The sequence below is a fragment of the Neolewinella aquimaris genome (assembly GCF_014197245.1).
GTDB lineage: Bacteria > Bacteroidota > Bacteroidia > Chitinophagales > Saprospiraceae > Neolewinella > Neolewinella aquimaris.
This window is the reverse complement of sequence record NZ_JACIFF010000003.1, coordinates 81,913-104,479: the sequence shown is the minus strand read 5'-3', so window position 1 is coordinate 104,479 and position 22,567 is coordinate 81,913. Positions and strand designations below refer to the sequence as shown.

General features: G+C 57.8%; 17 protein-coding genes. 5 read left to right on the top strand and 12 right to left on the bottom strand.

Annotated elements, in window-relative coordinates; all coding sequences use genetic code 11:
- Window positions 1-23 precede the first annotated feature (23 nt).
- On the bottom strand, window positions 24-2,411 hold the full coding sequence (locus tag GGR28_RS07130) for an outer membrane beta-barrel family protein (RefSeq protein WP_183495074.1): 2,388 nt from the start codon (window positions 2,409-2,411) through the stop codon (window positions 24-26).
- 67 nt (window positions 2,412-2,478) lie between these two features.
- Here GGR28_RS07130 and GGR28_RS07125 point away from each other — a divergent pair, with 67 nt between their 5' ends.
- Window positions 2,479-3,699, top strand: a complete 1,221-nt coding sequence (locus tag GGR28_RS07125; protein ID WP_183495065.1) for an HD domain-containing protein — start codon at window positions 2,479-2,481, stop codon at window positions 3,697-3,699.
- Window positions 3,700-4,354: 655 nt separating this feature from the next.
- Here the strand turns inward: GGR28_RS07125 and gltX are convergent.
- Window positions 4,355-5,884, bottom strand: a complete 1,530-nt coding sequence (gltX, locus tag GGR28_RS07120; RefSeq protein ID WP_183495063.1) for a glutamate--tRNA ligase — start codon at window positions 5,882-5,884, stop codon at window positions 4,355-4,357.
- Window positions 5,885-6,088: 204 nt separating this feature from the next.
- Here gltX and GGR28_RS07115 point away from each other — a divergent pair, with 204 nt between their 5' ends.
- Window positions 6,089-6,760, top strand: a complete 672-nt coding sequence (locus tag GGR28_RS07115; RefSeq protein WP_183495062.1) for a polysaccharide deacetylase family protein — start codon at window positions 6,089-6,091, stop codon at window positions 6,758-6,760.
- A 90-nt stretch (window positions 6,761-6,850) separates the two neighbouring features.
- On the opposite strand, the gene GGR28_RS07110 is transcribed toward GGR28_RS07115, so the two are convergent.
- Window positions 6,851-8,335 carry a hypothetical protein gene (locus tag GGR28_RS07110; RefSeq protein WP_183495061.1) on the bottom strand — a complete coding sequence of 495 codons (1,485 nt, stop codon included), beginning with the start codon at window positions 8,333-8,335 and terminating at the stop codon, window positions 6,851-6,853.
- Window positions 8,328-8,633 (bottom strand): 4a-hydroxytetrahydrobiopterin dehydratase, encoded by a 306-nt coding sequence (locus GGR28_RS07105; protein ID WP_319936713.1) that lies wholly within the window; start codon window positions 8,631-8,633, stop codon window positions 8,328-8,330. The genes GGR28_RS07110 and GGR28_RS07105 overlap by 8 nt, the downstream gene beginning before the upstream one ends.
- A gap of 118 nt (window positions 8,634-8,751) precedes the next feature.
- Here GGR28_RS07105 and GGR28_RS07100 point away from each other — a divergent pair, with 118 nt between their 5' ends.
- A complete protein-coding gene (locus GGR28_RS07100) occupies window positions 8,752-9,441 on the top strand; it encodes a DUF2490 domain-containing protein (RefSeq protein ID WP_183495059.1) in 690 nt (229 codons plus the stop codon).
- A 3-nt stretch (window positions 9,442-9,444) separates the two neighbouring features.
- On the opposite strand, the gene GGR28_RS07095 is transcribed toward GGR28_RS07100, so the two are convergent.
- The 6 genes from GGR28_RS07095 to GGR28_RS07070 form a co-directional block, all read right to left on the bottom strand.
- Entirely contained in the window at window positions 9,445-12,216 is a 2,772-nt protein-coding gene (locus tag GGR28_RS07095) for a DUF7619 domain-containing protein (protein ID WP_183495058.1), read from the bottom strand.
- 192 nt (window positions 12,217-12,408) lie between these two features.
- Complete coding sequence (locus GGR28_RS07090; RefSeq protein WP_183495057.1) at window positions 12,409-12,657, bottom strand: DUF7218 family protein; 249 nt, start codon at window positions 12,655-12,657, stop codon at window positions 12,409-12,411.
- Between the two features lie 85 nt (window positions 12,658-12,742).
- The gene (locus GGR28_RS07085) at window positions 12,743-13,273 is read right to left on the bottom strand and encodes a GNAT family N-acetyltransferase (protein WP_183495056.1); all 531 of its coding nucleotides are present in this window, start codon (window positions 13,271-13,273) and stop codon (window positions 12,743-12,745) included.
- 181 nt (window positions 13,274-13,454) lie between these two features.
- Window positions 13,455-14,219, bottom strand: coding sequence for a creatininase family protein (locus GGR28_RS07080; protein WP_183495055.1), 765 nt, complete (start codon window positions 14,217-14,219; stop codon window positions 13,455-13,457).
- Window positions 14,220-14,310: 91 nt separating this feature from the next.
- Window positions 14,311-15,786 (bottom strand): T9SS type A sorting domain-containing protein, encoded by a 1,476-nt coding sequence (locus tag GGR28_RS19310; protein WP_183495054.1) that lies wholly within the window; start codon window positions 15,784-15,786, stop codon window positions 14,311-14,313.
- A gap of 425 nt (window positions 15,787-16,211) precedes the next feature.
- Window positions 16,212-17,675: a T9SS type A sorting domain-containing protein gene (locus GGR28_RS07070; protein ID WP_183495053.1), complete on the bottom strand. Its 1,464-nt coding sequence runs from the start codon at window positions 17,673-17,675 to the stop codon at window positions 16,212-16,214.
- 351 nt (window positions 17,676-18,026) lie between these two features.
- Here GGR28_RS07070 and GGR28_RS07065 point away from each other — a divergent pair, with 351 nt between their 5' ends.
- On the top strand, window positions 18,027-19,880 hold the full coding sequence (locus GGR28_RS07065) for a gliding motility-associated C-terminal domain-containing protein (RefSeq protein WP_183495052.1): 1,854 nt from the start codon (window positions 18,027-18,029) through the stop codon (window positions 19,878-19,880).
- 189 nt (window positions 19,881-20,069) lie between these two features.
- Here the strand turns inward: GGR28_RS07065 and GGR28_RS07060 are convergent, their stop codons facing one another.
- Window positions 20,070-20,423, bottom strand: coding sequence for a DUF805 domain-containing protein (locus GGR28_RS07060; protein ID WP_183495051.1), 354 nt, complete (start codon window positions 20,421-20,423; stop codon window positions 20,070-20,072).
- 335 nt (window positions 20,424-20,758) lie between these two features.
- On the opposite strand from GGR28_RS07060, the gene GGR28_RS07055 reads away from it, so the two are divergent.
- Window positions 20,759-22,024 carry an aminotransferase class I/II-fold pyridoxal phosphate-dependent enzyme gene (locus GGR28_RS07055; protein ID WP_183495050.1) on the top strand — a complete coding sequence of 422 codons (1,266 nt, stop codon included), beginning with the start codon at window positions 20,759-20,761 and terminating at the stop codon, window positions 22,022-22,024.
- Window positions 22,025-22,158: 134 nt separating this feature from the next.
- On the opposite strand, the gene GGR28_RS07050 is transcribed toward GGR28_RS07055, so the two are convergent.
- A complete protein-coding gene (locus GGR28_RS07050) occupies window positions 22,159-22,560 on the bottom strand; it encodes a GxxExxY protein (RefSeq protein WP_183495049.1) in 402 nt (133 codons plus the stop codon).
- Between the last annotated feature and the right edge of the window lie 7 nt (window positions 22,561-22,567).

Sequence of the window (22,567 nt, the reverse complement as noted above, 5' to 3'; positions counted from 1 at the left end):
CAACCGGAAGCTAGCCTAGTTGATCACTCCCCATCCGGGTTCTCAGTGCGCCGTTTCTCCTGATTCAGGCGATACACGAAGCTAAGCACGACCTGACGGGCCTGCCGCCACTGAAAATCCGATTCTGACCGGTAGGTAGGTTGATCGATGACGGTACGGCTGATGCGGGTATTAAAAAGATCACGGCCACTGAGGGTAATTGTGCCTTTGCCCCGGAGCACGTCGAGCGAGGCACCTACGTCCAGGGCGTAGCTGGCCAGGTTCCGTCCCTGAGGGGTGTTCTGGGGAGCATCGTACTCGAAGGTGACCTGGGTCTGGAGCCGGTCGGAGAGATCCAGGGTCGTCGCGGCGCGGCCGTTCCAGGAGGTAATGTCCACGGCATAATCGATCTCCTGATAATTACCCTCCACCGTGGCGGTGTATAGATTGAAATCGGACGTAACCTTCCACCATTCGGTCAGGTCATAGCTGACGTTGAGCTCCACGCCGTAGGCATTCCGGTCACCCAGGTTGACGGGGAACCGGATGGTGGTGCCGTCCGCGGCGGGCAGGGTGAGTCGCTCGATCACCCCAGTGGTGTAGCGGTAGTACAGGCTGGCCAGGACGGATCCACGGGGTAAGTAGCGGAGCATGCCCGCTTCGTAGGAGTCAGTGTATTCCGGGCGCAGGGTAGGATTGCCGACGGTGTTGTTGCGTGGATTGTTGAAGTTGGAAAAGGGCAACAGCAGCCGAAAGAACGGTCTGCTCAACCGCCGACTGTAACTGACCTGAAACTGCGACAACTCACTGAAGCGGTAAGACACCGAGGCACTGGGAAAAAGATTAAAGTACTTCTGCTCGTTGGTCACTTCCGATTTGAGTAGCGCGGCCGTCACGTCGGAGAGCTCCCCGCGCAGTCCCACCTGTACCCCAAGCGGACCGAATTCTCCGTTGCCGATAAAGTAGGCCGCGGCGATGTTCTCGTTGTACTCCAACTCATCATCGAACTGGGGAAAGACGACGAAGGTCCCGTTCTCGTCGGCCTCCTCCACCCGGAAGGCATTGCGGATGGTGCGGAAGGTAGAGCGCAGGCCACCCTCAATTTTGAGGCTGTCGCTGAAGGGGTGTACGTAGTCAGTCTGCAGGAGCAGGTTGGTTTCGTACTCGGTATTGCTGGCCTTCTGGAGCAGGGGGCCGGATCGATCAGTCGTCGTTTGACTAATATCGGAGAGTTCGATATCGTCGTCGAGGATGTACTGGGCGTCGATGGTCCACACCCGATCTTCGTTACCGTCGAAGGTGCGCTTGTAGCTCAGGGAGGATTCCAGGTTTTGGTTGTCGCTGTCTTCCTCCGTGTCGCGCACGGTGGTGGAGATCAGTTGACCACTTTCGCCAAAGTCGCGGTAGGTGACCGTGGCGATGTTATCGTCCTTTGACTGGCGGTAGAGCAGGGAGCCGGTGAGCTGGTTGTGGTCGTTGATGAACCAGTCGGTACCGAGCTGAAAATTGCCGCCGATGCCCCCGCGGTTTTGGTCGGTTTCGCTATCGTAGCGGGCCAGCAGGCTACCGTCGTCGTTCAGGAACTGTTGTCGGTCGGTGCCGCCACCGGGTGAGCGGCGGTAACTGATGCCAAAATTGGAGAAGAGGTTAAACTGATCGCGGCGGTAGTTGAGGCTGTAGCTGGCTCCGAGATTGTCGGGATAGCCTACGGTGGCCCCGAAGGATCCGTTGATGCCCCGCTGCCGGTTCTTCTTCAGGATGATATTTATGATCCCGGCCTCCCCTTCGGCTTCGTAGCGGGCGGAGGGGTTGGTGATCACCTCTACCGACTCGATGATGTCGCCCTGCATACGGCGCAGCGCATCCAAGTCACCGGAACTGAGCATGGCGGAGGGCTTGCCGTCGACCAGAATACGGACGCCATTGCTGCCGCGCAGGCTCACGTTCCCTTCCGGGTCGACGTTGACGGAGGGTACGTTGTTCAGGATATCGGCGGCGGTGTTCCCGGCACCCGTGAGGTCTTTTCCTACGTTGAATACCCGTTTATCGAGCTTCATCACCATCTGACTTCGCTCGGTGGTCACCTCCACCGTCTCTAGGGCAAGCCCGCTCTGGGTCATGCGGACAGTACCGACATCGATTGCTCCGTCCGTCGGAGCTATCTCGATCCCCCGAATCACCTTATTATCGAAGCCGAGAAACTGGAAAACGAGGTAGTAACTTCCGGGCCCTAGCGAGAGGGTGAAGCTACCGTCCACTTCCGTGGTTGCGTTGCCCTGCATGCTGCTGTCGGCCGCGCTGTACGCGACAGCCGTGGCAAAGCCCAGGGGTTCTCCGTTGCCGTCCTGTACCAGGGAACCGGTGAGCAAAATATCCTGACCCGGGAGGGAAACTCCCGCCAGCAAGAGGAGAATGAGTAGGGATTGCGGCATACGGCTTTTATTATCCGAACGTAGATTGCTTAATTAGGTTATACACTGCACCCGCGGCCCCGCCCACATGGAGAAAAAACAGAAGATACTCAACGATCCCGTTTACGGGTTCATCAGTATACCCTACGGGATACTGTTCGATCTGGTGGAGCATTCATACTTCCAACGGTTGCGGAACATCAAGCAGGTAAGTCTGACGCACTACGTCTATCCCGGCGCACTGCATACCCGCTTCCACCATGCGCTGGGCGCCCTGCACCTGATGCAACAAGCCGTGATCAGCCTGAAGGGCAAGGGGGTAAAGATCAACAAACGGGAAGCGGAGGCGGTCATGATCGCCATTCTACTGCACGACATCGGCCACGGGCCCTTTTCCCATACCCTCGAAAAAACGCTGATCGACGTACACCACGAGGAGTTGAGTCTTCTCTTCATGCAGCGCCTCAACGAAGAATTTCGGGGGCGGCTGGACCTGGCCATTCGCGTGTTTACCGGTAAGTACAAGAAGCATTTCCTGCACCAACTGGTAAGCGGGCAGCTCGACATGGACCGCCTCGATTACCTCAACCGCGACAGCTACTTCACTGGGGTGGCCGAGGGCGTGATCGGATACGACCGCATCATCAAGATGCTCAACGTGGTCGACGACCGGCTCGTGGTCGAGCAAAAGGGCATCTACAGCGTCGAGCGCTTTCTGACCAGCCGGCGGATCATGTACTGGCAGGTTTATCTCCACAAAACCGTCGTTGCGGCCGAGCAGATGCTGCGTCTGATCCTGCACCGGGCCCGCGAACTTGCCGACGCCGGTCAGACCCCCTGGTCGCCACCCTCCTTAGCATATTTTCTCAACCACCGCATCGTCCGGTCGGACTTCTACGAGCGTCGCAACGACCTGCTCGACTGCTTTGCCGCCCTCGACGACACCGACATTAGCACCGCCGTAAAGGCCTGGCAGCAGCATCCCGATCCCCTGCTCTCTTACCTCAGCCACGGCCTGGTCAACCGACGGCTCTTCCGCCTCGAATTCAGCAACGAACCCTTTGCCGAGGAATATGTCGACGGCATCCGTAGGGCACTGGCTCAGAGCACCCAGGTTCCCCGCCAGGCCGCGGCCCACCTCATCATTCAGGGGAAGGAGACCAATAGTGCTTACACCCTTACGAAGGAGGAAATCATGGTGAGCGTCAAACACGGTGAAGTGGTGCCGATGTCGAGCGTGAGCGATTTTGGGATTACGCCGCGGGTGTTTACGAAGTACTTTTTGTGTTATCCGAAGGAGGTGTCGTAGTCGGGGGATGAGATAATTTGAAATGTCAAATTGGAAATTGAAAATTTGCCGGCGCACACTCGCTGCGCTCGAGGCGGTCGTCGGCCGACTGAGGTACGAGGCTCGTCCGCCGACTGAGAAGGGCAATTGAAAATTTATAATGTAAAATTTGCCGGCGCACACTCGCTTCGCTCGGGGCAGTCGTCGGCCGACCGAGGTACGAGGCTCGTCCGCCGACTACTAGGAGAGAAAAGGCGGATTGACAATGTACCGTTTACGATGTACCATGTACCATTTGGCTACCGCACGTGGCAGTTATGACCCGCCGACCGGGTGGGGAGCCCCGACTCGGCGGACGACTTGGCGTCGGCCGACGAGGGGGCGTCGTCGGCCGACCGAGGTACGAGGATCGTCCGCCGACTATAGGAGAATGTACCGTTTACGATGTACCATGTACCATTTGGCTGCCGCACATGGCAGTTATGACCCGCCGACCGGGTGGGGAGCCCCGACTCGGCGGACAACTTGGCGTCGGCCGACGAGGGGGCGTCGTCGGCCGACGAGGGGGCGTCGTCGGCCGACCGAGGGGCGTCGTCGGCCGACCGAGGGGCGTCGTCGGCCGACCGAGGGGCGTCGTCGGCCGACCGAGGCACGAGGATCGTCCGCCGACTGGGGGTTATGCTTTCAGTTTGTCCATTGCATCGAAACCCTTCGGTAGCCGGGCGAGTGTTTCTTCCTTACCTATTGTCTCCAGGATGGCGAAGGCATCCGGGCCGTTGGTAGTGCCGCTGACGGCGAGGCGGAGGATAGGGAGGACCGCTCCGAATCCAAGGCCGGTTTCTTCCATGAAGGCTACGGTGGCGGCTTTGATGTCGGGGGCTTTCCAATGTTTTACTGTGGCCAGCCGTTCGCGCAACTGTTCGAAGGTGGGGCGTAATTCGGGTTTCCACTTCTTGCGGGCCATCTTTTCGTCCGTGATGCCGACGCGTTCGCAGAAGTACCGTCCCTGTTCGTAAAATTCCGGGAGGGTGTGCACGCGCTCCTTGAGCAGCTGCGCGATGCGGGTTGCCCTATCTGGGGTGAGTCCGTGACCGTGACGGGCGAACACTTCCGATACCGCCGGCGCGAGGGCTTCGTCCGGGGTGCCGATCAGGTACTGCTGGTTGTACCATTTGGCCTTTTCGAAATCGTACTGTGCGCCGCTCTTGTTGATGCGGTCAAGATCGAAGGCTTCTACGAGCTCGGTGAGGGAAAAGATTTCCTGTTCGGTACCCGGGTTCCAGCCCAGGAAGGCCAGGAAATTGGTCATTGCCTGGGGTAGGAAACCGGCTTCCCGGAACCCCGTTAATTTTTCTTCTCCTCCGTTCCAGTCCAGGGGAAATACGGGAAAACCGAGCGCCTGTCCGTCGCGCTTACTGAGTTTGCCCTTGCCGTTGGGCTTGAGGAGCAGGGGCAGGTGGGCGAAGGCGGGCATGGTTTTTTCCCAGCCGAAGGCACGGTACAGCAGTACGTGGAGGGCAGTGCTGGGCAGCCACTCTTCACCCCGAATGACGTGACTGATCTTCATGAGGTGATCATCGACTACGTTGGCCAGGTGGTAGGTGGGTAGCCCGTCGGCCTTCATCAATACCTTATCGTCCACTTCCTCGCTACGGAAGGCCACGTCGCCCCGTACGGTGTCCTGGATGTGAATCATTTGACCGGGGTCCACCCGCAAGCGGACGACGTAGGGCGTACCCCCGTCAATCAAGCCGTCGGTTTCTTCCTTCGACAGGCTGATCCCGTTGCGCATATCGCCCCGCGTGGAGGCGTCGTAGCGAAAATTGTGGTTGCCCTGCTCCTTTTCCGTTTCCCGGCGCCGATCGAGTTCTTCTTCGGTATCGAAGGCATAGTATGCATGACCGGAATCAACGAGGTGTTGGGTGTATTTGCGATAAATGTCCTGACGCTCACTCTGGCGGTAGGGGCCAAAATCACCTCCGATTTCGGGACCCTCATCCGGGGTGATGCCCGCCCATTTCAGCGCTTCCCGAATGTATTCTTCTGCCCCCGGAACGTATCTTTTTTGGTCGGTATCCTCGATGCGTAAGACAAAGGTTCCTTCCTGCTTGCGGGCGTATAGGTAATTGTACAGTGCGGTTCTCAGACCGCCGATGTGCAGTGCGCCGGTGGGGGATGGGGCGAATCTGACTCTTACGTTACTCATGACATTGTAATTAAGCAAATGAAGGCTACGGAAAACTTTATTAGGTGAGCAGCATTATTCGCCATTTAAACGTTTCTAATATGACCACGCGGGTCTCCCCATAACCCCACCGGCAAAGGTAGTCAAGCTTAGTTGAGTACCACTCCGTTTTTATCCTGGACAACCCCATACACTCCATTCCAATTTCCCCAAGAAACCAAAGCCATGTACCTGATTAAAACACCGAGGGTTATCCAGAAACTCTTCCCCAATTTCCACTGGCGGGTGGAGGCAAAAAGTCCGCAGCCCAGCATCTACCTGACGTTTGATGACGGGCCCATCCCACACCTTACCCCCTGGGTACTGGAGCAGCTCGCTCAGTACGATGCGAAGGCCACCTTCTTCTGCGTTGGCAACAATGCGCGCCGTTACCCCACCGTACTGCAACAAGTCATCGACGCCGGCCATACGGTAGGCAATCACACCATGCATCACCTCGACGGGTGGAAAACGGACAACGTCCCCTACTTCCACGATGCGCGCCACTGTGCCGTTCAACTGAAGACTTCCCTCTTCCGTCCCCCCTACGGTCGGCTCAAGCCCAGTCAGGCACAGTTTTTACAGCGTCATTATGAGGTGGTGATGTGGGATGTGCTAAGTGGCGATTTCGATCCCGAGCTGACTCCCGAGGATTGCTACGACAACGTGGTTGATAATGCCAAGGCCGGCAGCATCGTCGTCATGCACGACAGCCTGAAGGCCGAGGAGAACGTTCGCGCCATCCTGCCCCGCATTCTGAAGCACTTTACCGAACTTGGGTACACTTTTGCCAGCCTTACTCCTGAGCTGCTTACCAAACCGGGTGTGGTGGCGGATGCGCGGTTGAAAACGGCTTAGGTGGGGGGGGTTAAGTAGAGCGGCCTCTGGTGGGAGACGCTAACCGCAGATTACGCGGAAGGCGTAGATTTTTTCGCGGATTTTGGCCTTTTACTTGCCACTGAGTCGGTCCAGCCCTGCCTTGGCGAGCATGTGCAGGCCGGTGCGGTATTCCGCGGGGGAGATTTCTAGACAGGTCTGGAAATACTTTTTGGCGGTGGTGTAATTCGCCCTTTCTTCTTCTAATAGTCCGGCCTGGAGGGCGGCGTTGCAGGCGTAGTAAGCCGGATTGTTCCGGCCCGTCGTAATTGTGTGTTCGTAGAAGGAGAGGGCACCGGCGTAGTCCTTAAGTCCGCCCAGCACCCGACCGGTCCGGTAGCGGTATTCCAGTTTTTCGTCGGGGCTCAGGGTAGCTAAATTGATCGCGTCTAGTTCGGCCCTGGCACGGAGGAAGTACCCCCCGTCGAAGAGAAGTCTGGCCCGCAGCAATCCTAAGTGGGGGGCATGCGCGGCGGCGGCTTCCCGAACTGCGCTCTCGTCGCCGCCCGCCCGGCTGCCGCCTTCGATCTCGGCCATGGCCCGGTGGTACCGCGGCAGGTTACCTTCCAGTAAGTAAGACCAGGCGATTTTCTGTAGAGCTTCCTCGCGGAAATGACGCCCGGGGTACCGTAACAGAAAGGACTGGAAGTGAGCGCGCGCTTGCGGATTCAGATTACGCAACTTCGCCTGGCCGAGCATAAAGTCCAGGTAAGGAAAATCTGCTTCCGTCCCGCCCCGCCGCTGGCGCTCCAGGAGGACGAGGGCCTCGCCGTTGCGATCGTTGTGCATGAGTACACTGGCCAGAATGAAGCAGTGTAAGTTGTTCTTCGCCGGTTTTAGGTTGAGCGCGGTTATGGAACGGTACGCCAGGTCAGGCCGGTCGGCCAGATGAAGCTCCATGAAGGCGTTGAGTACCCGGGTCTCCAGGTAGAATGGGCCGTCCTTGTCCTGTAGCGCGCGCCTGAGTTCCGCCCGCCCCCCGGCGATGGTGCCCGTCAGGGACGAAAACAGTTCAACGCCCCACTTAAACTGTGGCGGAATAGACCCCACGGCGGCGTGTAGCAATCCCAGGTCCTTGTAAGTAGGCAGGAAATCGGGAAAGCGCTCGGCGTTGTCGCGTAGGTTCTTGTACGCCCGATTGAGGTTCCGAAATGCCGCGAGGTGTCGCTCGAACCGCAGGTCGGTCAGGCTACGGTGCAGGCGGGCTTCGGCCAGTGCATAGTTGTAGTAGGGGGAGGTTTCGTCGCCGCCTTCCAAGGCCACGATGCGCCGGTCGAATCTCTCGGCGAGTTGTCCGTCCAGCCGTTCGTCGCCGGAGAGGTAGAGCCGGAAAAAGTCGATGTAACTCTCCAGGTGATAGGCAACCAAATTGCGGGGATCGGTAGCCCGTAGCGACCGAATGCCGGTTTCGGCCAAATCGAGCTCCAGCCGCATGATGTCCTGGTAAACAGCACTGGCTTCGGGGGTGAAGGCGTAGCTATATTCCGATTTGGCCTGCACCTGCGTCCCCGCAAAAGTGAAGCATAGCAGCAACAGAGAAACAAGACGGTTACGCATAGCGCGCAAAGATACGATCGATGGCAGCGGCCAGCTTTTCGTCCCGCTCCGTGACCGTGTTGCCGGCGTCGTGGCTTGTAAGCTCGATGGAAACCTTGTTATAGACGTTGCGCCACTCGGGGTGGTGGTTCATTTTCTCGGCGGCGAAGGCCACTTCGGTCATGAAGGCGAAGGCCTGGCGGAAGTCGGCGAATTCGAAGTCGCGGTGGAGTTTGTTGTTGGCGTGGGTCCAGGTCATGGGGGGGAGGGGGTGAAGGGTTGAGGGGAGGAGGGATTGAGGGGGGAAGGATTGAGGGATTGAGGGGGAGGGAGGATTGAGGGGGGAAGTTCGGGAAAATGGGGGACTTTGCTGAGGCTGATGGGGTGGAGGAGGAAACCATCGGGGGGGTTCTGCGTTTTGGGCAAAAATCCCTTTTATGTCGCGTTTTCTTTTGACCGTATTGCCCCTGCTGTTTGTCCTACCGTTGTCGGCGCAGAATGATGATCAGCTGGGTGCCTGGTATATGTACTTTTACAATCATTCCTTTGGGGAGGATAGTCAGTGGGGCATTCAGGGGGACGCGCAGTACCGTAACTTCAATCTGGGGGGCGATCTGGAGCAGCTGCTCCTGCGGTCGGGGATAACGTATGCCCCCACGGATGCCGGTATCACCTTTACGCTGGGATACGCTAACATCACGACCGGCACCCAGGGGGATAGCGACGTGAATACCGGAGAAAGCCGCGTGTACCAGGAGGCGCTGTTTCCGCAGCGGATCGGCGGACGCTTCCTGCTCACCCACCGCCTGCGCTACGAACAACGTTGGGTAGAGGGGCAGGACCTGCGGACCCGTTACCGTTACAACCTATTTCTGAACGTACCGCTGAACGATACCGAACTCGGTCGCGGCACGGCGTATCTGGCGCTCTACAACGAACTGTTCATTAACGGGCAGCGCGATATCGGCGGTGGCCGCAGCGTACAGTTCTTCGACCGCAACCGTACCTATCTGGGCGTTGGCTATGGCCTGCGCGACAACCTGCGTACCCAACTGGGGTGGATGCGCCAGACAACGGGCGACCGGGGCAAGGACCAGCTTCAGGTGAGCTTACACCACAGTTGGTAAACGCTACCGGCTACCCAGCACGACGCGGCGGGCAACCGTAACGGCTGCGTTGCGGTCGTGAATCCGTAGTACGTATACGCCGTTGGGGTAGTCACTTACGTTCAGGCGCAGCTTGCCGGCGGTCAGTTCCTGTTGTAGCAACTGGCGTCCGGTGGCGTCGATGAGGGTTACCTGGAGGGTTTCGGTTTCGGAGTACTCCAACTGGAGCCACTGATTGGCCGGATTGGGGTATACCGTTAGCGTTCCCGGCAGTAACTCCCGGACGGCCGTGGTGGCGTCGATCCCGTTGCAGTCTTCGTCGATTCCGTTGCCCTGGATGTCCTGGGCTTTGGGGTAGATAGTCGGGTCGTCGTCGTTGCAGTCTTCATAAAAGTAGAATCCGTCGCGGTCGCGGTCCAGGTCTTTCACGATGGTGGACACCACGGTATTGGTGATCACGGGCCGGTTGAAATCAAAGTAGATGGCTGCCTTGTTCTCGATGCGGGTGAAGTCGGCCAGCAGGCTGTCGGGCCGGATTTCGAAGGTGACGAATCCCTGGCTGCCCTCCGGATTGGTGGTGCTGTCGGGCAGTTCAATGTCGCCGAAGTCGAAGGTCAGGTAGCCGCCCTCCGCCATGTGGGTGGTGTAGGGGTGGCTGCCGTCGATGCGCGTGAAGGAGTTCAGGTCGAGGTGGGCGGATAGCTTATCTTCGATGCGGACGGCGAAGGCGGTATCGTTGCCGTTGTTCTGGAAGCGGATGGTATAGCGGAGGGTCTCGTCGCGCTGGGTATAGTTGCTGTTGCTGGCATCCGGGCGGAAGGGCCATACCTGTTTGTCGTTGGGGTCGACGGCGCAGCGCAGTTCGGTCGAGTAGGCCAGTGTGCTCGTGACGGCACCTTCGCTTGCGGTATTGCCTACCGCATTCGCGGTAATATCGATGGGGTCGCCGGCGAAGGTTTCGTCCGGCATCTTCAGCTCCAGCACGTTGTGGTAGAGTTCGCCGGGGTGAAGGGTATCGAAGGTCAGGGTGTATACGTTTCCTTCCTGGCTGACCGTACCGCGGGAAGCCGACACGAAGGTGACGTTATCGGGTAGGGTGACGGAAGTCGTTCCCTTCACCGGCAGACAACCGTCGTTGCGCACCGTAAGCCAGAAGGGTACTTTGGTGTTGCAGCGTACGCGGCCGGCGCTGAGGTACACGTTTAGGTCGGCCGCGCCGTCCTGAAGTTGCAGGCCGAAGGCTACTTCCGCATGCTGATCCTCGGGGTAGGTAAGCGTGAAGGTATCGGTGGCGGTAGTCTGGAGGTAGCAATCGGGGGTGGTGGAAGTCACCCGGTACGTATTTCCGTTCTCGACGGCGAGGGAGAAGTTTCCGTCTTCGTCGGTATAGACCCATTCCTCTCCGGTGCCTTCGATGCGGACGAGCAGATTGGCCAGGCCGGGCTCATCGCCGTCGCGGGTACCGTTGCCGTTGTTGTCGCGGAAGGCGGAACCCGCAAGGGTACGCTGCTCCTCCACCGTGATGTAGTGTATTTCCTGTCCGAGTACGGGATCGATGGCGGCGAAGTACAGCCGGTCGGATACGGCGGCCAGCGGCAGGTGGGGACCTTCCAGCTCGAAGCCGGCGGCCACTTCCTGCAGGTCATCCGAGCGGGAATCGTACAGGTAAAGCGGACTAAAGGGCGAAATGAAGGCTACGTAATCGCCCAGTCGGACGATCTGCTTCGGGCCGGAGTCGGCCATTTCGGGTACGGTCACCACATCCCGGGTGCCGGCTGTTGTGCCGTCGGTGCGGCCGAGAACCCATTCTCCGGAAGTAGCGCGACGGAAGTAAATAGCCTCCGTTTCTCCGATCTTGAACAACCTGCGGTCGTCGGTCGCTTCCCCCAGGGCAACGAGGGCGGTTGCATCGCCGGTAAGGTAGTTTATCGCGTACAGGGTGCCGGTGGTACCGATGCCCAGTAGTGCGTCGGTGACGTCCACCGATTGGTTTCGACTGACGGCTACCCCCACCTGAGGACCAATGCCGGATGCGTCGATAAAGTAGGTCTGCTCCGTTCCGCCACTACCGGTGAAGCGCGCCAGCGTGTAGTCGCCTACGCGCTCGTAATCCAGCGATGCCGTAGCGTCGAGGACACCCAAATCGTTAGTCACTTCAGTGGATCCGTTATAGGTTGCCGGACCGAAGCCGCCGCCCTGCGGGCGACTGAAGTACACCAGCGACCCGTCAGCAACTGGGTCGGAGACGGAGGGGTAGTTCGCCTGTCCCGTAACCGTGTCGGCCACTACGATGCGGCTGGTTTCGTCCGCCAGATCGGTTTCTATGAGTTGCAGGATCAGTTGGTCGGTATCCGTGGTTCGTTTTTCCCGAACGGCGTAGAGCTTTCCGTCGGCCATTACCGGGGTGGTGTGGGTAAACTTTTTGTCTTCGAGCAGGGGCAGTTCGAGCAGACGCGGGATGGGCAGTCGCGCGTCGATGAGGGCATTGTAGCCCCGGCTACCCGACTGGTAGTGGAAGTAGTAGATGCTCCCAATGTTTCCGAGGGGTAGTAGTCCATCGCGCAACCCCAGGCCGCCCCGGAAGCTGATGGTCGACTCTACCGAGCCGTTGGTGATGTAGTTGACGTCGCCCTCCGCGGCCCAGTACAGCTTATTGCCGACCGGCGCCATCTCGAGAATAGCAACGTCCTGATCGCCGGGTTGCAGGTCCAGGATGTCGAGGTGGTAGGGGATTGCGTCCTGTCCGGCTACCAAAAATGGCAGCAACAGGGAAATAAACAACAGGTAGACTTTCATCAATAGATGGGGTATAACGAGATCGGATAGTATAGAGCAGGGTGCAGGAGCGGGTCTATCGGGGAGAACCAAGACAAATTATTCGCCTTAGGGGTCCGATCAGCCGCGTTTTTATGCAGCACTGCTATAATGCAGTAATGGCTAAACGCCCTGCGCTTTAGATTATTACACGGGGGCGGGGAACGGGCCGCTTCAGTTGTTCCGGAGGGCGTCGATCAATTCGGCTTTGCTCATCTTCGAGCGGCCCGCGATGCCGATGCGCTTGGCTGCGTCATAAAGCTCTTTCTTCGTGCGGTCTTCGTAGTTGGAGGCGCGCCCGCCCTTTTCACTTGCATCGGGCGTATTGGCGATGCGGGCGGCTTTTTGCTTGCTCATTCCTTCGTCGCGAAGGGCCTCGTACTTCTCGTTATCCTTGATGCTGGGACCGTGATTCTTTGCCATGGCTGCATAAGTTGTGTACTCAATAACCAGACCAGATTCGGGGGTGTTCGGGCGGGGACGCGGGTGCAGTATGTTACCGTAAAAGCTAGGCTAATAGGTCGGCAACGCTGAAGTGTACACTGATCGCGGTCGCTCCTGGTGCCTCCGTTCCCGGCATACGGTGCTGCTCCGTCCGGCCCGTCCGGCCACCCAGCCGGTGGTATACCTCCCTGGCGCGGGTGTTACCGGCAAGCACCCAGAGGTACAAGCGGTCGGAGTCACTTTCCTGCCGCACGCATGCGGCACCGGCCCGCATCAACCGTTTTCCCAGTCCCGTTCCCTGCTGGTCCGCGCGTACGTGGAGATTGTCGAGCAGGGAGCCGTCCGCTGCACTGTGATCGAGCATGACGCAGCAGAAGCCCAGTAATGCTCCGTCTCCCTCGGCCAGGATTACCCGCATACGGTCTGTCTCTTCGGCGAAGCGGCGGTGCCATTCGGCGAGTCGCTCGGCTGCTGCCTCCTCCTTTAGGTAAGTGGCCGACATTTCTCCCGCGTAATTTTCCCGCCAGCTGCGGGCGTGGAGGGCGGCAATGGCGGGTACGTCGGCGGCGGTGGCGGGGCGCAGGGAAATAGGCATGTAATCGGTTCGGATTAAGCAGGAAAGGTACACCGTGGGGCGGACCCGCCGCAGAGGATTAATACCGAAGTGGTGTGCTCCGACTTCGACAACGGGACCCTCGACGGATGAATGGTCATTGCACGAATAGCGACGGAGAAGGGGTCGGTTTACCGTCGGGTAAGGGCCGGTCGCCGGCAGCTTACCCGTACATATTGTCTACGTCCATTTCCGCCAATTCGATGAACAGATCCGCAAATTTGGCGGTCACGTCGCGGAAGTACCGTTCCCCCTTTTCGGGGCTCGATTTGCTGGGATCACCAATACCGGTGTCTTCCGAAACCTGCGACCACCGGCGCTCGTGGGCAACCCACCCTTCGGCGAATGCTTTGATCCGGTGCTTTTTCTCGGCTCCGGATCCGGCCTCCGCAAGGGGAAGCACGAGTTCGGGGCGGAGGTACATGACCAGGCTGGTTTCCATCTCATCGGCGTGGTCACCGGCTTCTTCAAAATACCGGGTCTTGTCGAGGGCGCGGAACCAGTCGGAGGTACAGAAGAACATCTCCGGGTATTCGAGCCCCAACTCCTTCAGTAACACCTTGAAGCTGTTGCCGCCGTGGCTGTTAAATACCAGAAGCTTTTTGACGCCCTGGCGGTTGAGGGTTTCGGCCACGTCACGCAGGATCGCCAGCTGGGTCGTCGGATTCAGGTTAATGTCGAGGAAGATATCCGTCTGTCCCGTATTAATACCGAATGGTATGGTTGGGAGGACCATGACCTTCGCTCCCCGTTCCCAGGCGAGGCGGGCGGCCTCTTCGGCGATGCCGTTCGCTTCTATGTTGTCCGTACCGTAGGGTAAGTGGTAGTTGTGTGCTTCCGTAGCTCCCCACGGCAGAATGGCCAGATCGACGGTGGCGTCCTTGAGGTGTTTCCAGTTCGTTTCGGCGAGGATGTAGGGGCGGAGCATGGGGTATCTTGTGTGACGGATTAAGTTCGTAAGCTAACCCATCGGGGACCGCTTTTCCAATCTTTCTCCGCACCTGCGTCCCCGCCTGCTCCTATAGGTATGGTTTTACGAAACGCTGGGTACGCACGGTTTCGCCGGTGCGGAGCCGTACGAAGTAGGTGCCCGGTCGTAAGCTGATGATGTCGATCCGTACGGAGTTGCCGAACGGATGGGTTTGATTCGCCACCCGGTTGCCAACGGCGTCGAAGATGGTCAGCGTAAGGGTGGGGTGACGCTGCGGCCCGAGCAGCTCCAGTCGGATATAGTTGTCGGTGGCCACGGTGGGAACGATGACGAACCCTACTTCCTCGGACGGGCCGGTCCGGACGACCAGTATGGTGCTGTACCGGTAGGCACCATCGAAGTCGACCTGCCGGAGCCGGTAGTAATTGATGCCGTCCGCTGGCGTGGTGTGCGCGAAGTCGTAGTTGTTGGTCCAGTTGCTGTACCCTTGTCCGTAGATTCGGCCTTCGAGGATAAAGTTGACGCCATTGGTGCTGTGCTCGACGTCAAAGTAGTCGTTGCTGGCTTCCATGCTGGTCCCCCAGCGCAGTTGTACGTTGCCGCCTGAGTTAGTGGCCGTAAAGTAGCTGAAGGTGACCGGCAGCATGATGAAGCTTGCGTTGATACAGGATAGCTGGCAGTCGTACTTCTCACAGGCGGCCAGGGTATCGCAACCGGTACAACTGGAGCTCGAATTATCAAGTGCTCCCAAGTCAGTCACGTTGCCCCCACCAAGTACGCTGGTGCCATTTCCCGAGCTTGCGGTAGCCACGGAGATAAACAGATCGAAGGGATCGACGTCGGATGCGATGCCGATGGTAGACAGGAGCAGGGGAAAGGTGATCAGTTCCGGGTCGGAGGTACCGCAATTGCCGGACGAAGCCGCACAAGCCTCCTGCACGTCGAGGTTGCTGACGCACTGCGCACAGCTGGCAGTCCCGAGTGTGATGCTGCCATCGACGTCGTAGACACTGACGCCCACCTTACCTCCTTTGTTCGCGTACTGCACTTCCCGTTCAAATCCGTTGTTTCCGCAGACGCTGTTGGTGTCGATGCCCGCGCCGTAGGAGGCGTCCGTATCGACCAGAAAGTTGTAGCCAAAGTTTCCCTGGGGCGATTTGGCCAGGCGAAACCGGAACAGGATATACTCATCGCCGCTGGTGGGCGCGACGGGAGTGGAATCGATGATGTTGTAGTAGGCGAAATCACCCCCGTCATCGTCCTGAATCAGGTCGGAGTTACCACAGCTGGGCGTGACATCGGATCCTACTTCGTCGATGTCGATGATTGAGATCCAGCCGGTCACACTATTGGGGATGATCTCAAATTCCGCCAGTTCGGTGGTGCCGCTAGTAAAGGTGTCCCCGCTTTCGGTGATGTAGCCATCGCTATCCGGATCCAGCATGGCGTTGTAGATCGCGCTGGTGTGACCGGTGTTGATGATGCCAGGCGTGCACTGGGAGAAGCCGCTCTCCGAGCAACAGCATAGCGATAGAAGGATTGCCGGAGCAAGTGTGTTTTTCACGTTCTGGGATTGTACGGGTCAGCTATCCCTGCCACATGACAGAAGTAGCGTTTGCATGATTAAAAATCCCGCACTTATTTCGAAGGTGCAATCCAGAAGCGACGTCAGGCAATCCGAGGTGGTTGACTGAAGGCATAAGCGTCCCTTGATTAGGCAGTCCCTTAGGAGGGACTCCGGTGAAGGCGCTGTTCGGGAAAGATTCTGCTAGGCAAATGGAGGAGATCGGGTAAAGACTTACACACAAGGTGAATGTCCGAAACATCGGATCAGTAGTCTACGATCAGTATGCGTTTAAACGGGGAAAGTCGGCGGATAGTACCCGGCAAAAAATAATGAAGGATCCCAACAGGGGTGAGTGCACACCGCACATCCGGAATTCCTCGCCCGACAGGATGTTAGGCTATCTACCAAAAAATGTTGTGGGATCACCGTTTTACAAACCGTTCGGTACTGACGGTGCGTCCATCATTCAGCTGGATCAGATAAGGTCCGGGGGGTAGCGTACCAACCGGCAGGTGTACCAAGTCTTGCCCCCTAAACTGCTGCCGTATAAGCTGCCTGCCCAGGTGATCCGTTACGGTGACCGCTAGACTTGCGTCGGTATCCCCCCGCAACAATTTCAGCCGCAACTGGCCATCCGTTACGATGGTGGGAAAAACCACAAACTCAGTAGAGGTAGACTCCCCGAACTGAACCGCTCTGATTGTGCTGAACCGGTGAAAACCGTCGTAGTCGACCTGTTTCAGGCGGTAGTAGTTTGTGCCTACCGTGGGCCTGCGGTGTACGAAATTGTATCCGGCGGTCGGGGTAGCACCTTTGCCGTAGATAAAGCCCAGGGGGGTGAAGGAAATGCCATCAGTACTGTGTTCCAGCTGGAGGTCACCGTTCGCTACTTCGCTCTCCGTCTTCCACCGTAATCCGATGCCGGAGGCCGCGGATTCCGCAGTGAAATAGGTGAAGGAGATGGGTAGGCTCACGAAGTTGGAGTTGAGACAGTTCGACTGGCAATCAAACTCACCGCAGCCCGACTGTGCCGCACAGCCGCAATCATCGGTCTTGGCATTAAGTGCACCCAGGTCCGTCACATTCCCCCCACCGAGTACGCTGATGGCGTTTCCCGAACTAGCCGTAGCTACCATGATGTATAGGGTGGCCGGGTTAATGTCGGAGGATATGCCCAGGTAGGAAAGGGGCAGGGGAACGGTGATAAACTGGGGATCGGGCTTGCCGCAATTACCCGAGGAGGCCGCACGGGCCTGCTGCACGTCATCGACCTTGATGCAGCTGCTACAGAGCGTGCTAGTAAAGGTGGTCGTCCCATCTACATTGTAAACGCTCACCCCCGACTTCCCACCGGCATTGGCGAACTGCACCTCCCGCTCGAAACCGGCATTGCCGCAGGTCGCGTTGGGATCGCTGCCCGCGCCGAAGGCTCCGTCGGTGTCCACGAGAAAGTTATAGCCGAAGTTGCCGTTGGGCGGCTGTGCCAGCCGAAAGCGAAAGAGAATGTATTCGTCCCCGTTGGCGGGAGTGGCCGGGGTGGGGTCTATGATATTGTAGAAGGCGAAGTCTCCTCCGTCGGCATCCTGGATAAGGTCAGGGTTTCCGCAGTTGGGGGTGATGTCCGAGTCGACCTCCCCGTAATCCGGCACCTCGAACCAACCGGAAACGCTGGTCGGGATCACCTCAAATTCAGCTCGTTCGGTGGTTCCGCTCGTAAATTCCGTGCCGGACTCGGTGATGTATCCATCCCCATCGGGATCCAGCATGCTGTTGTATATGCTATCGGTGTGGGGAACGGTGATGATGCCCGTTGTGTCCTGCGCTCGTGCGCTGCATGACCACAGGATGAGGAGGCCAAAAATGTATCGCCAAGGTATATTTTTCATGGTGTTGCTTAGAAAAACCTATGCTTACCTGCCGGCCCGTACGGTGCAACCGAGCAGATCGAAGTAGAGCCAGTGGCCCTATGCCCTTTTGGGAAATAGCAGAGGGGTGGTAAGCGATGGTCCCGTCATCAGACTGCATAAGGCACTAGATGAAGGGGGGTGTAAAGTGAGTTGACGACCAAATATGTCGTTCCGAGAACGAATTTTTCCTCGCAGTAGTACCCGACAGGCTCAAATCCATTGTGGCGACAACAGTGCGTTCATGTCCACACCGTCCGCATCCCGGTAGTTCATCAGGTACTAGGGAGTAGAAAACCTACCTTAGCCGCTGACTTACCGACTTCCATCGACATGCGCGCCCTTCTTATCCTACTCATATCCCTTACCGTCGGTCCGGTGCTATCGGCCCAGCAGTGCGTCGGGAATTTGGGCGAGAATATTTTTACGGACGGCGACTTCGGCAGCGGCTCCGATAACATCCTGGCAACGGACCCGGGCATCGCTCCGGGTTTCGTGTACCAGACCACTCCACCACCGAATGATGGCTTCTACACCATCACCAACGACATGGCCCGGTGGGAACAGTCGTTCGGTACCTGGCGGCGCTTCGGCGACAACAGCAGCGACCCCAATGGGTACATGATGATCGTGAATGCGAGCTTTCAGCCCGGGCTTTTTTACGAGCAGGTGGTCGACAGCCTCTGCGAAAATACCCTTTACCAGTTCTCGGCCGACATCAGCAACATCCTCCGGCGGGGCAGCAACAACATTCTGCCCAATGTTTCCTTCCTCATCGATGGGCAGGAGTACTTCACTACCGGCAACATCCCGGAAGACGATAAGTGGAATACCTACGGCTTTACCTTTACCACCGTACCCGGTCAGACCTCCGTAACGCTGGCGCTACGCAACAACGCCCCCGGTGGAATGGGCAATGACTTAGCCCTCGACAACATCAGCTTTCGTGCCTGTGGTCCCGAAGCGCTCATCCTGCCCCTGGCGGTAGCCAACATTTGTGAAGACGGCAATCCCATCGGACTAAACGCAACCATCAACGGAGACCAGTTCTCCACCCCCGCGGTTCAGTGGCAACGGAGCTTTGACGGCGGCGCTACCTGGGCCGACCTACCGGGCGAAAATGCCACCACCTACCAGCACCGGGAACTGAGTAGCGGCATTTACCACTACCGTTACCTGCTGGCCAACAGTCCGGGCAACCTCAGCAGCCGCAAGTGTCGCATCGTATCCAACACCAAAGTGGTGAACGTGGTGCCGAAGCGCTATACCGTAGTCGACACCATCTGCAACGGGCTGACATTTACGGTCGGAACCTCCGTGTACGGCAGTAGCGGAACGTACGTCGACAGCCTGATCTCTTCCCTGGGTTGCGACAGCATCGTCCGGCTGGAGCTGACGGTGGTTGCCGACCCCGGCCTTACCGGCAACTTTACGGTCACCGATCCCAGTTGCTCTTACACCACCGACGGCCGGGTAACGCTCGACAGCATCCGCGGCGGCCGCTCGCCCTTTCGCTATACTTTTGATGGGCGACCGGCGAATCTTGGTGTCCCCACCGACTCTCTCGGGGAAGGCTCGTACGCCTACCTTCTTGAAGATCGTCACGGCTGCACGACAGCGGACTCGCTGCAGCTGCGCAGCCCCTCTCCCTTTACCGTGGACTTGGGTTCGGATCACAACATCATACTCGGGGAAACCGTGGAAATTACGGTCAGTGGTACCCAGCCGATCGTCGGTTATGTTTGGACGCCGGAGGGCTTAGTTGATTGCGATACCCTTTGTCCGGTCGTGGAAATCCTCCCCACGCGAACCCTTACGCTGGGCCTCGTCGCTACTTCCGACGACGGTTGCGTAGCCAGTGATTCGCTGCTCGTACTGGTGAGGCCCGAACGGTTGGTCTACATCCCTAATGCGATCTCTCCGAACGAGGATGGCCACAACGATCACTTCGCGGTATACGGAAAGGTGCCCAATGTGCAGTTCGTACCGAGCTTGCGGATTTACGACCGTTGGGGTGGAGAAGTGTTTGCCGGCACGGACCTGATCGTGAACGAGGAGTCTAGTGGGTGGGACGGTACCGTGGGTGGTCGGGCCGTACCCTCAGGCACCTACGTCTACGTAGCGGAGGTGGCATTTTTAGACGGGGCGATCGAGCGGTACACGGGAACCTTTTTGGTGGTGGAGTGAGGCACGGTATGTCATGTACCGCAGATTGTGCGCGGATTGTCTTCGCGGATGTTCTGAAGCACTTATCAAGTATTATTCCAGTACCAATAAATACCTGTACGAACCACATGCCAGGGACAGGGTGAAGATCGGGGGGGATATTGGGCACATCGGAACTGTAGTTATTGCAATATCACCGGATGCACACTACTAGACGAAATCCTTGTAGTCCAGCACGGTACGGTCATCTTGCCGGAAGTTCGACTCCTTGGGGTTGCGACCGTAATCGTTGGTTCCGGGCTCGCCATCCTGGAAAAGCATCCAAAGACTATAGAGGGGGACAATTTGCCACCATCCGCTCTTTCCGAGGTCGTGGCAGCGTTTGGCTCCCTGGGAACATCCAAAATAGAAAATTCCGATATAGGGCATAATTATAAGTCCGGGCATTTCGAGTATATCGTCGGCGATAACGATGACAATTTCCATGCATAGGTAGATCACCATAGTAAGTCCGTACTCAAGGCGGCGGATACGACCTTTAAAAGAAAGTGGATTCTGGAACATGGGGGCTTATTTGAGTTGAGGTATGTGGGTCGATGGAAAGGTCGAACGCGCATAATTTTTTAAACGGGTATTGGTGTGCCTTAGTGGGTATATATCGAATTTTAAGAGATGTGATATTATCCTTTAAGTGAATTGGGTACTCATCATAGTAATTGGGATGCGGCTTCGTTAATTGGCGTGGTTGTTCACCGCGGATTGCGCGCGGATTGGTTTCGCGGATTTTCGCGGATTCAGTTTAGCTAGTTGGGTCCGCCTTGCTCCTGCGCCCCGCCGCCCAGGACTGAATGTTTTCGTAAAACCGGAACTTTGTATCTTTGCCCCCCGAAATTCTTACCATGAAAGACCTCTTCGACAAGTTTCGCGAATCCAAAGGGCCGCTCGGTCAGTACCAGGATGTGGCCCACGGCTACTTTTCCTTTCCTAAGCTGGAGGGGGAGCTCGGTCCCCGCATGACGTTCCGCGGTAAGGAATGCATCATCTGGAGCATCAACTCCTACCTGGGCATCACCAACCACCCCGAAGTGCGCAAGGCCGATGCTGAGTCCGCCGCCGAATACGGCCTGGCCTATCCCATGGGTGCCCGCATCATGAGCGGAGAGACGGATGCCCACATCCAGTTAGAGGAAGAACTTGCGGAGTTCACCCAGAAGGAGGCCGCATTGCTGCTGAACTTTGGTTATCAGGGGATTATGTCGATCGTCGATGCCTGCCTAACGCGCCACGATGTGGTGGTGTACGACCGCGACGACCACGCCTGCATCATGGACGGTATCCGGATGCACCAGGGCCCCAAATTTGCCTTTACGCACAACGACATCGACCACTTCCTGGTCCGTATGGAACAGGCGAAAAAGGAGGCTGAAAAGCGGAATTCCGGTATCCTCGTGATCACCGAGGGAGTATTCGGTATGCGCGGCGAGCAGGGCATCCTAAAGGAGATCTGTGCATACAAGGAGAAGTACGGTTTCCGCCTGCTGGTCGACGACGCCCACGGTTTCGGTACGATGGGCGCCACGGGCGCCGGTGCCGGAGAAGAGCAGGGCGTACAGGACCAGATCGATGTGTACTTCAGCACCTTCGCCAAGGCCATGTCGGGCTTCGGTGCCTTCGTGAGTGCCGACCGCGACATCATCGAATTCATGCGCTACAACCTGCGCAGCCAGGTCTTTGCCAAGAGCCTCTGTATGCCGATGGTGAAGGGCGCGCTGGTCCGCCTCAAGCTGCTGCGCGAGCAACCCGAACTGCGGGAAAAGCTGTGGAAGAACGTTCACCACCTGCAAAATGGCCTGCGGGAAGCCGGTTTCGACATCGGCAATACCGGTGCCTGCGTAACGCCCGTATTCCTAAAGGGAAGTACCTACGAGGCCGGTGCCCTGATCTACGATTTGCGCGAGACGTACGGCATCTTTTGCTCGGTCGTGCTGCCGCCGGTCATTCCGAAGGGACAGCTGATCCTGCGCCTCATCCCTACCGCCGAGCATACGGAGACCGATATTCAGGAGACCCTTGATGCCTTCAAGGCCGTGCGGAGCAAGCTGGAAGACGGGACCTACGAGAAAGTGGGGGAGATGTTTAAGGCGGGGGAGATTAATGTGGTGTAGTTTTTTTACGCAGATTGCGCGGAGGGGGCTTAACGCAGATTGCGCGCGGATTCGTTTCGCAGATTTTCGCGGATTTTTGAACTGCGATTGGCTGACGCCAATTTGGTTCCCGAAATTATGGGGTGATTTTATGGCTATTGATCCTTGCGGGAGCCTAGGGCAGTTTCGAGTATGTACCGCTTGATACCGTGCTGCATATTGGCTACGTTGAAGTTCATCAGTAGGCCAAGCGGTTTGCCGGCGAGTTTCAGGTAGGTCAGTAGTTGAGCGGTGTGCACGGGCGCTAACTCTTCCACCGATTTGAGTTCTACGATGATCTCGTTTTCAACCAGCAGATCAATGCGGTAGCCCACGTCGATTTTTTGGTTGTCGTAGACGATGGGTAGAGATACCTGTGACTTGACCAGGTAGCCGCGCTTGCGCAGTTCGTAGATCAGGCACTTTTCGTAGGCTGATTCGAGTAGTCCGGGGCCGAGTGCACGGTGTACGGCAAAGGCTGCGCCACGTATCTCGTAGGTGAGTTGATTTCGATTCATCACACAA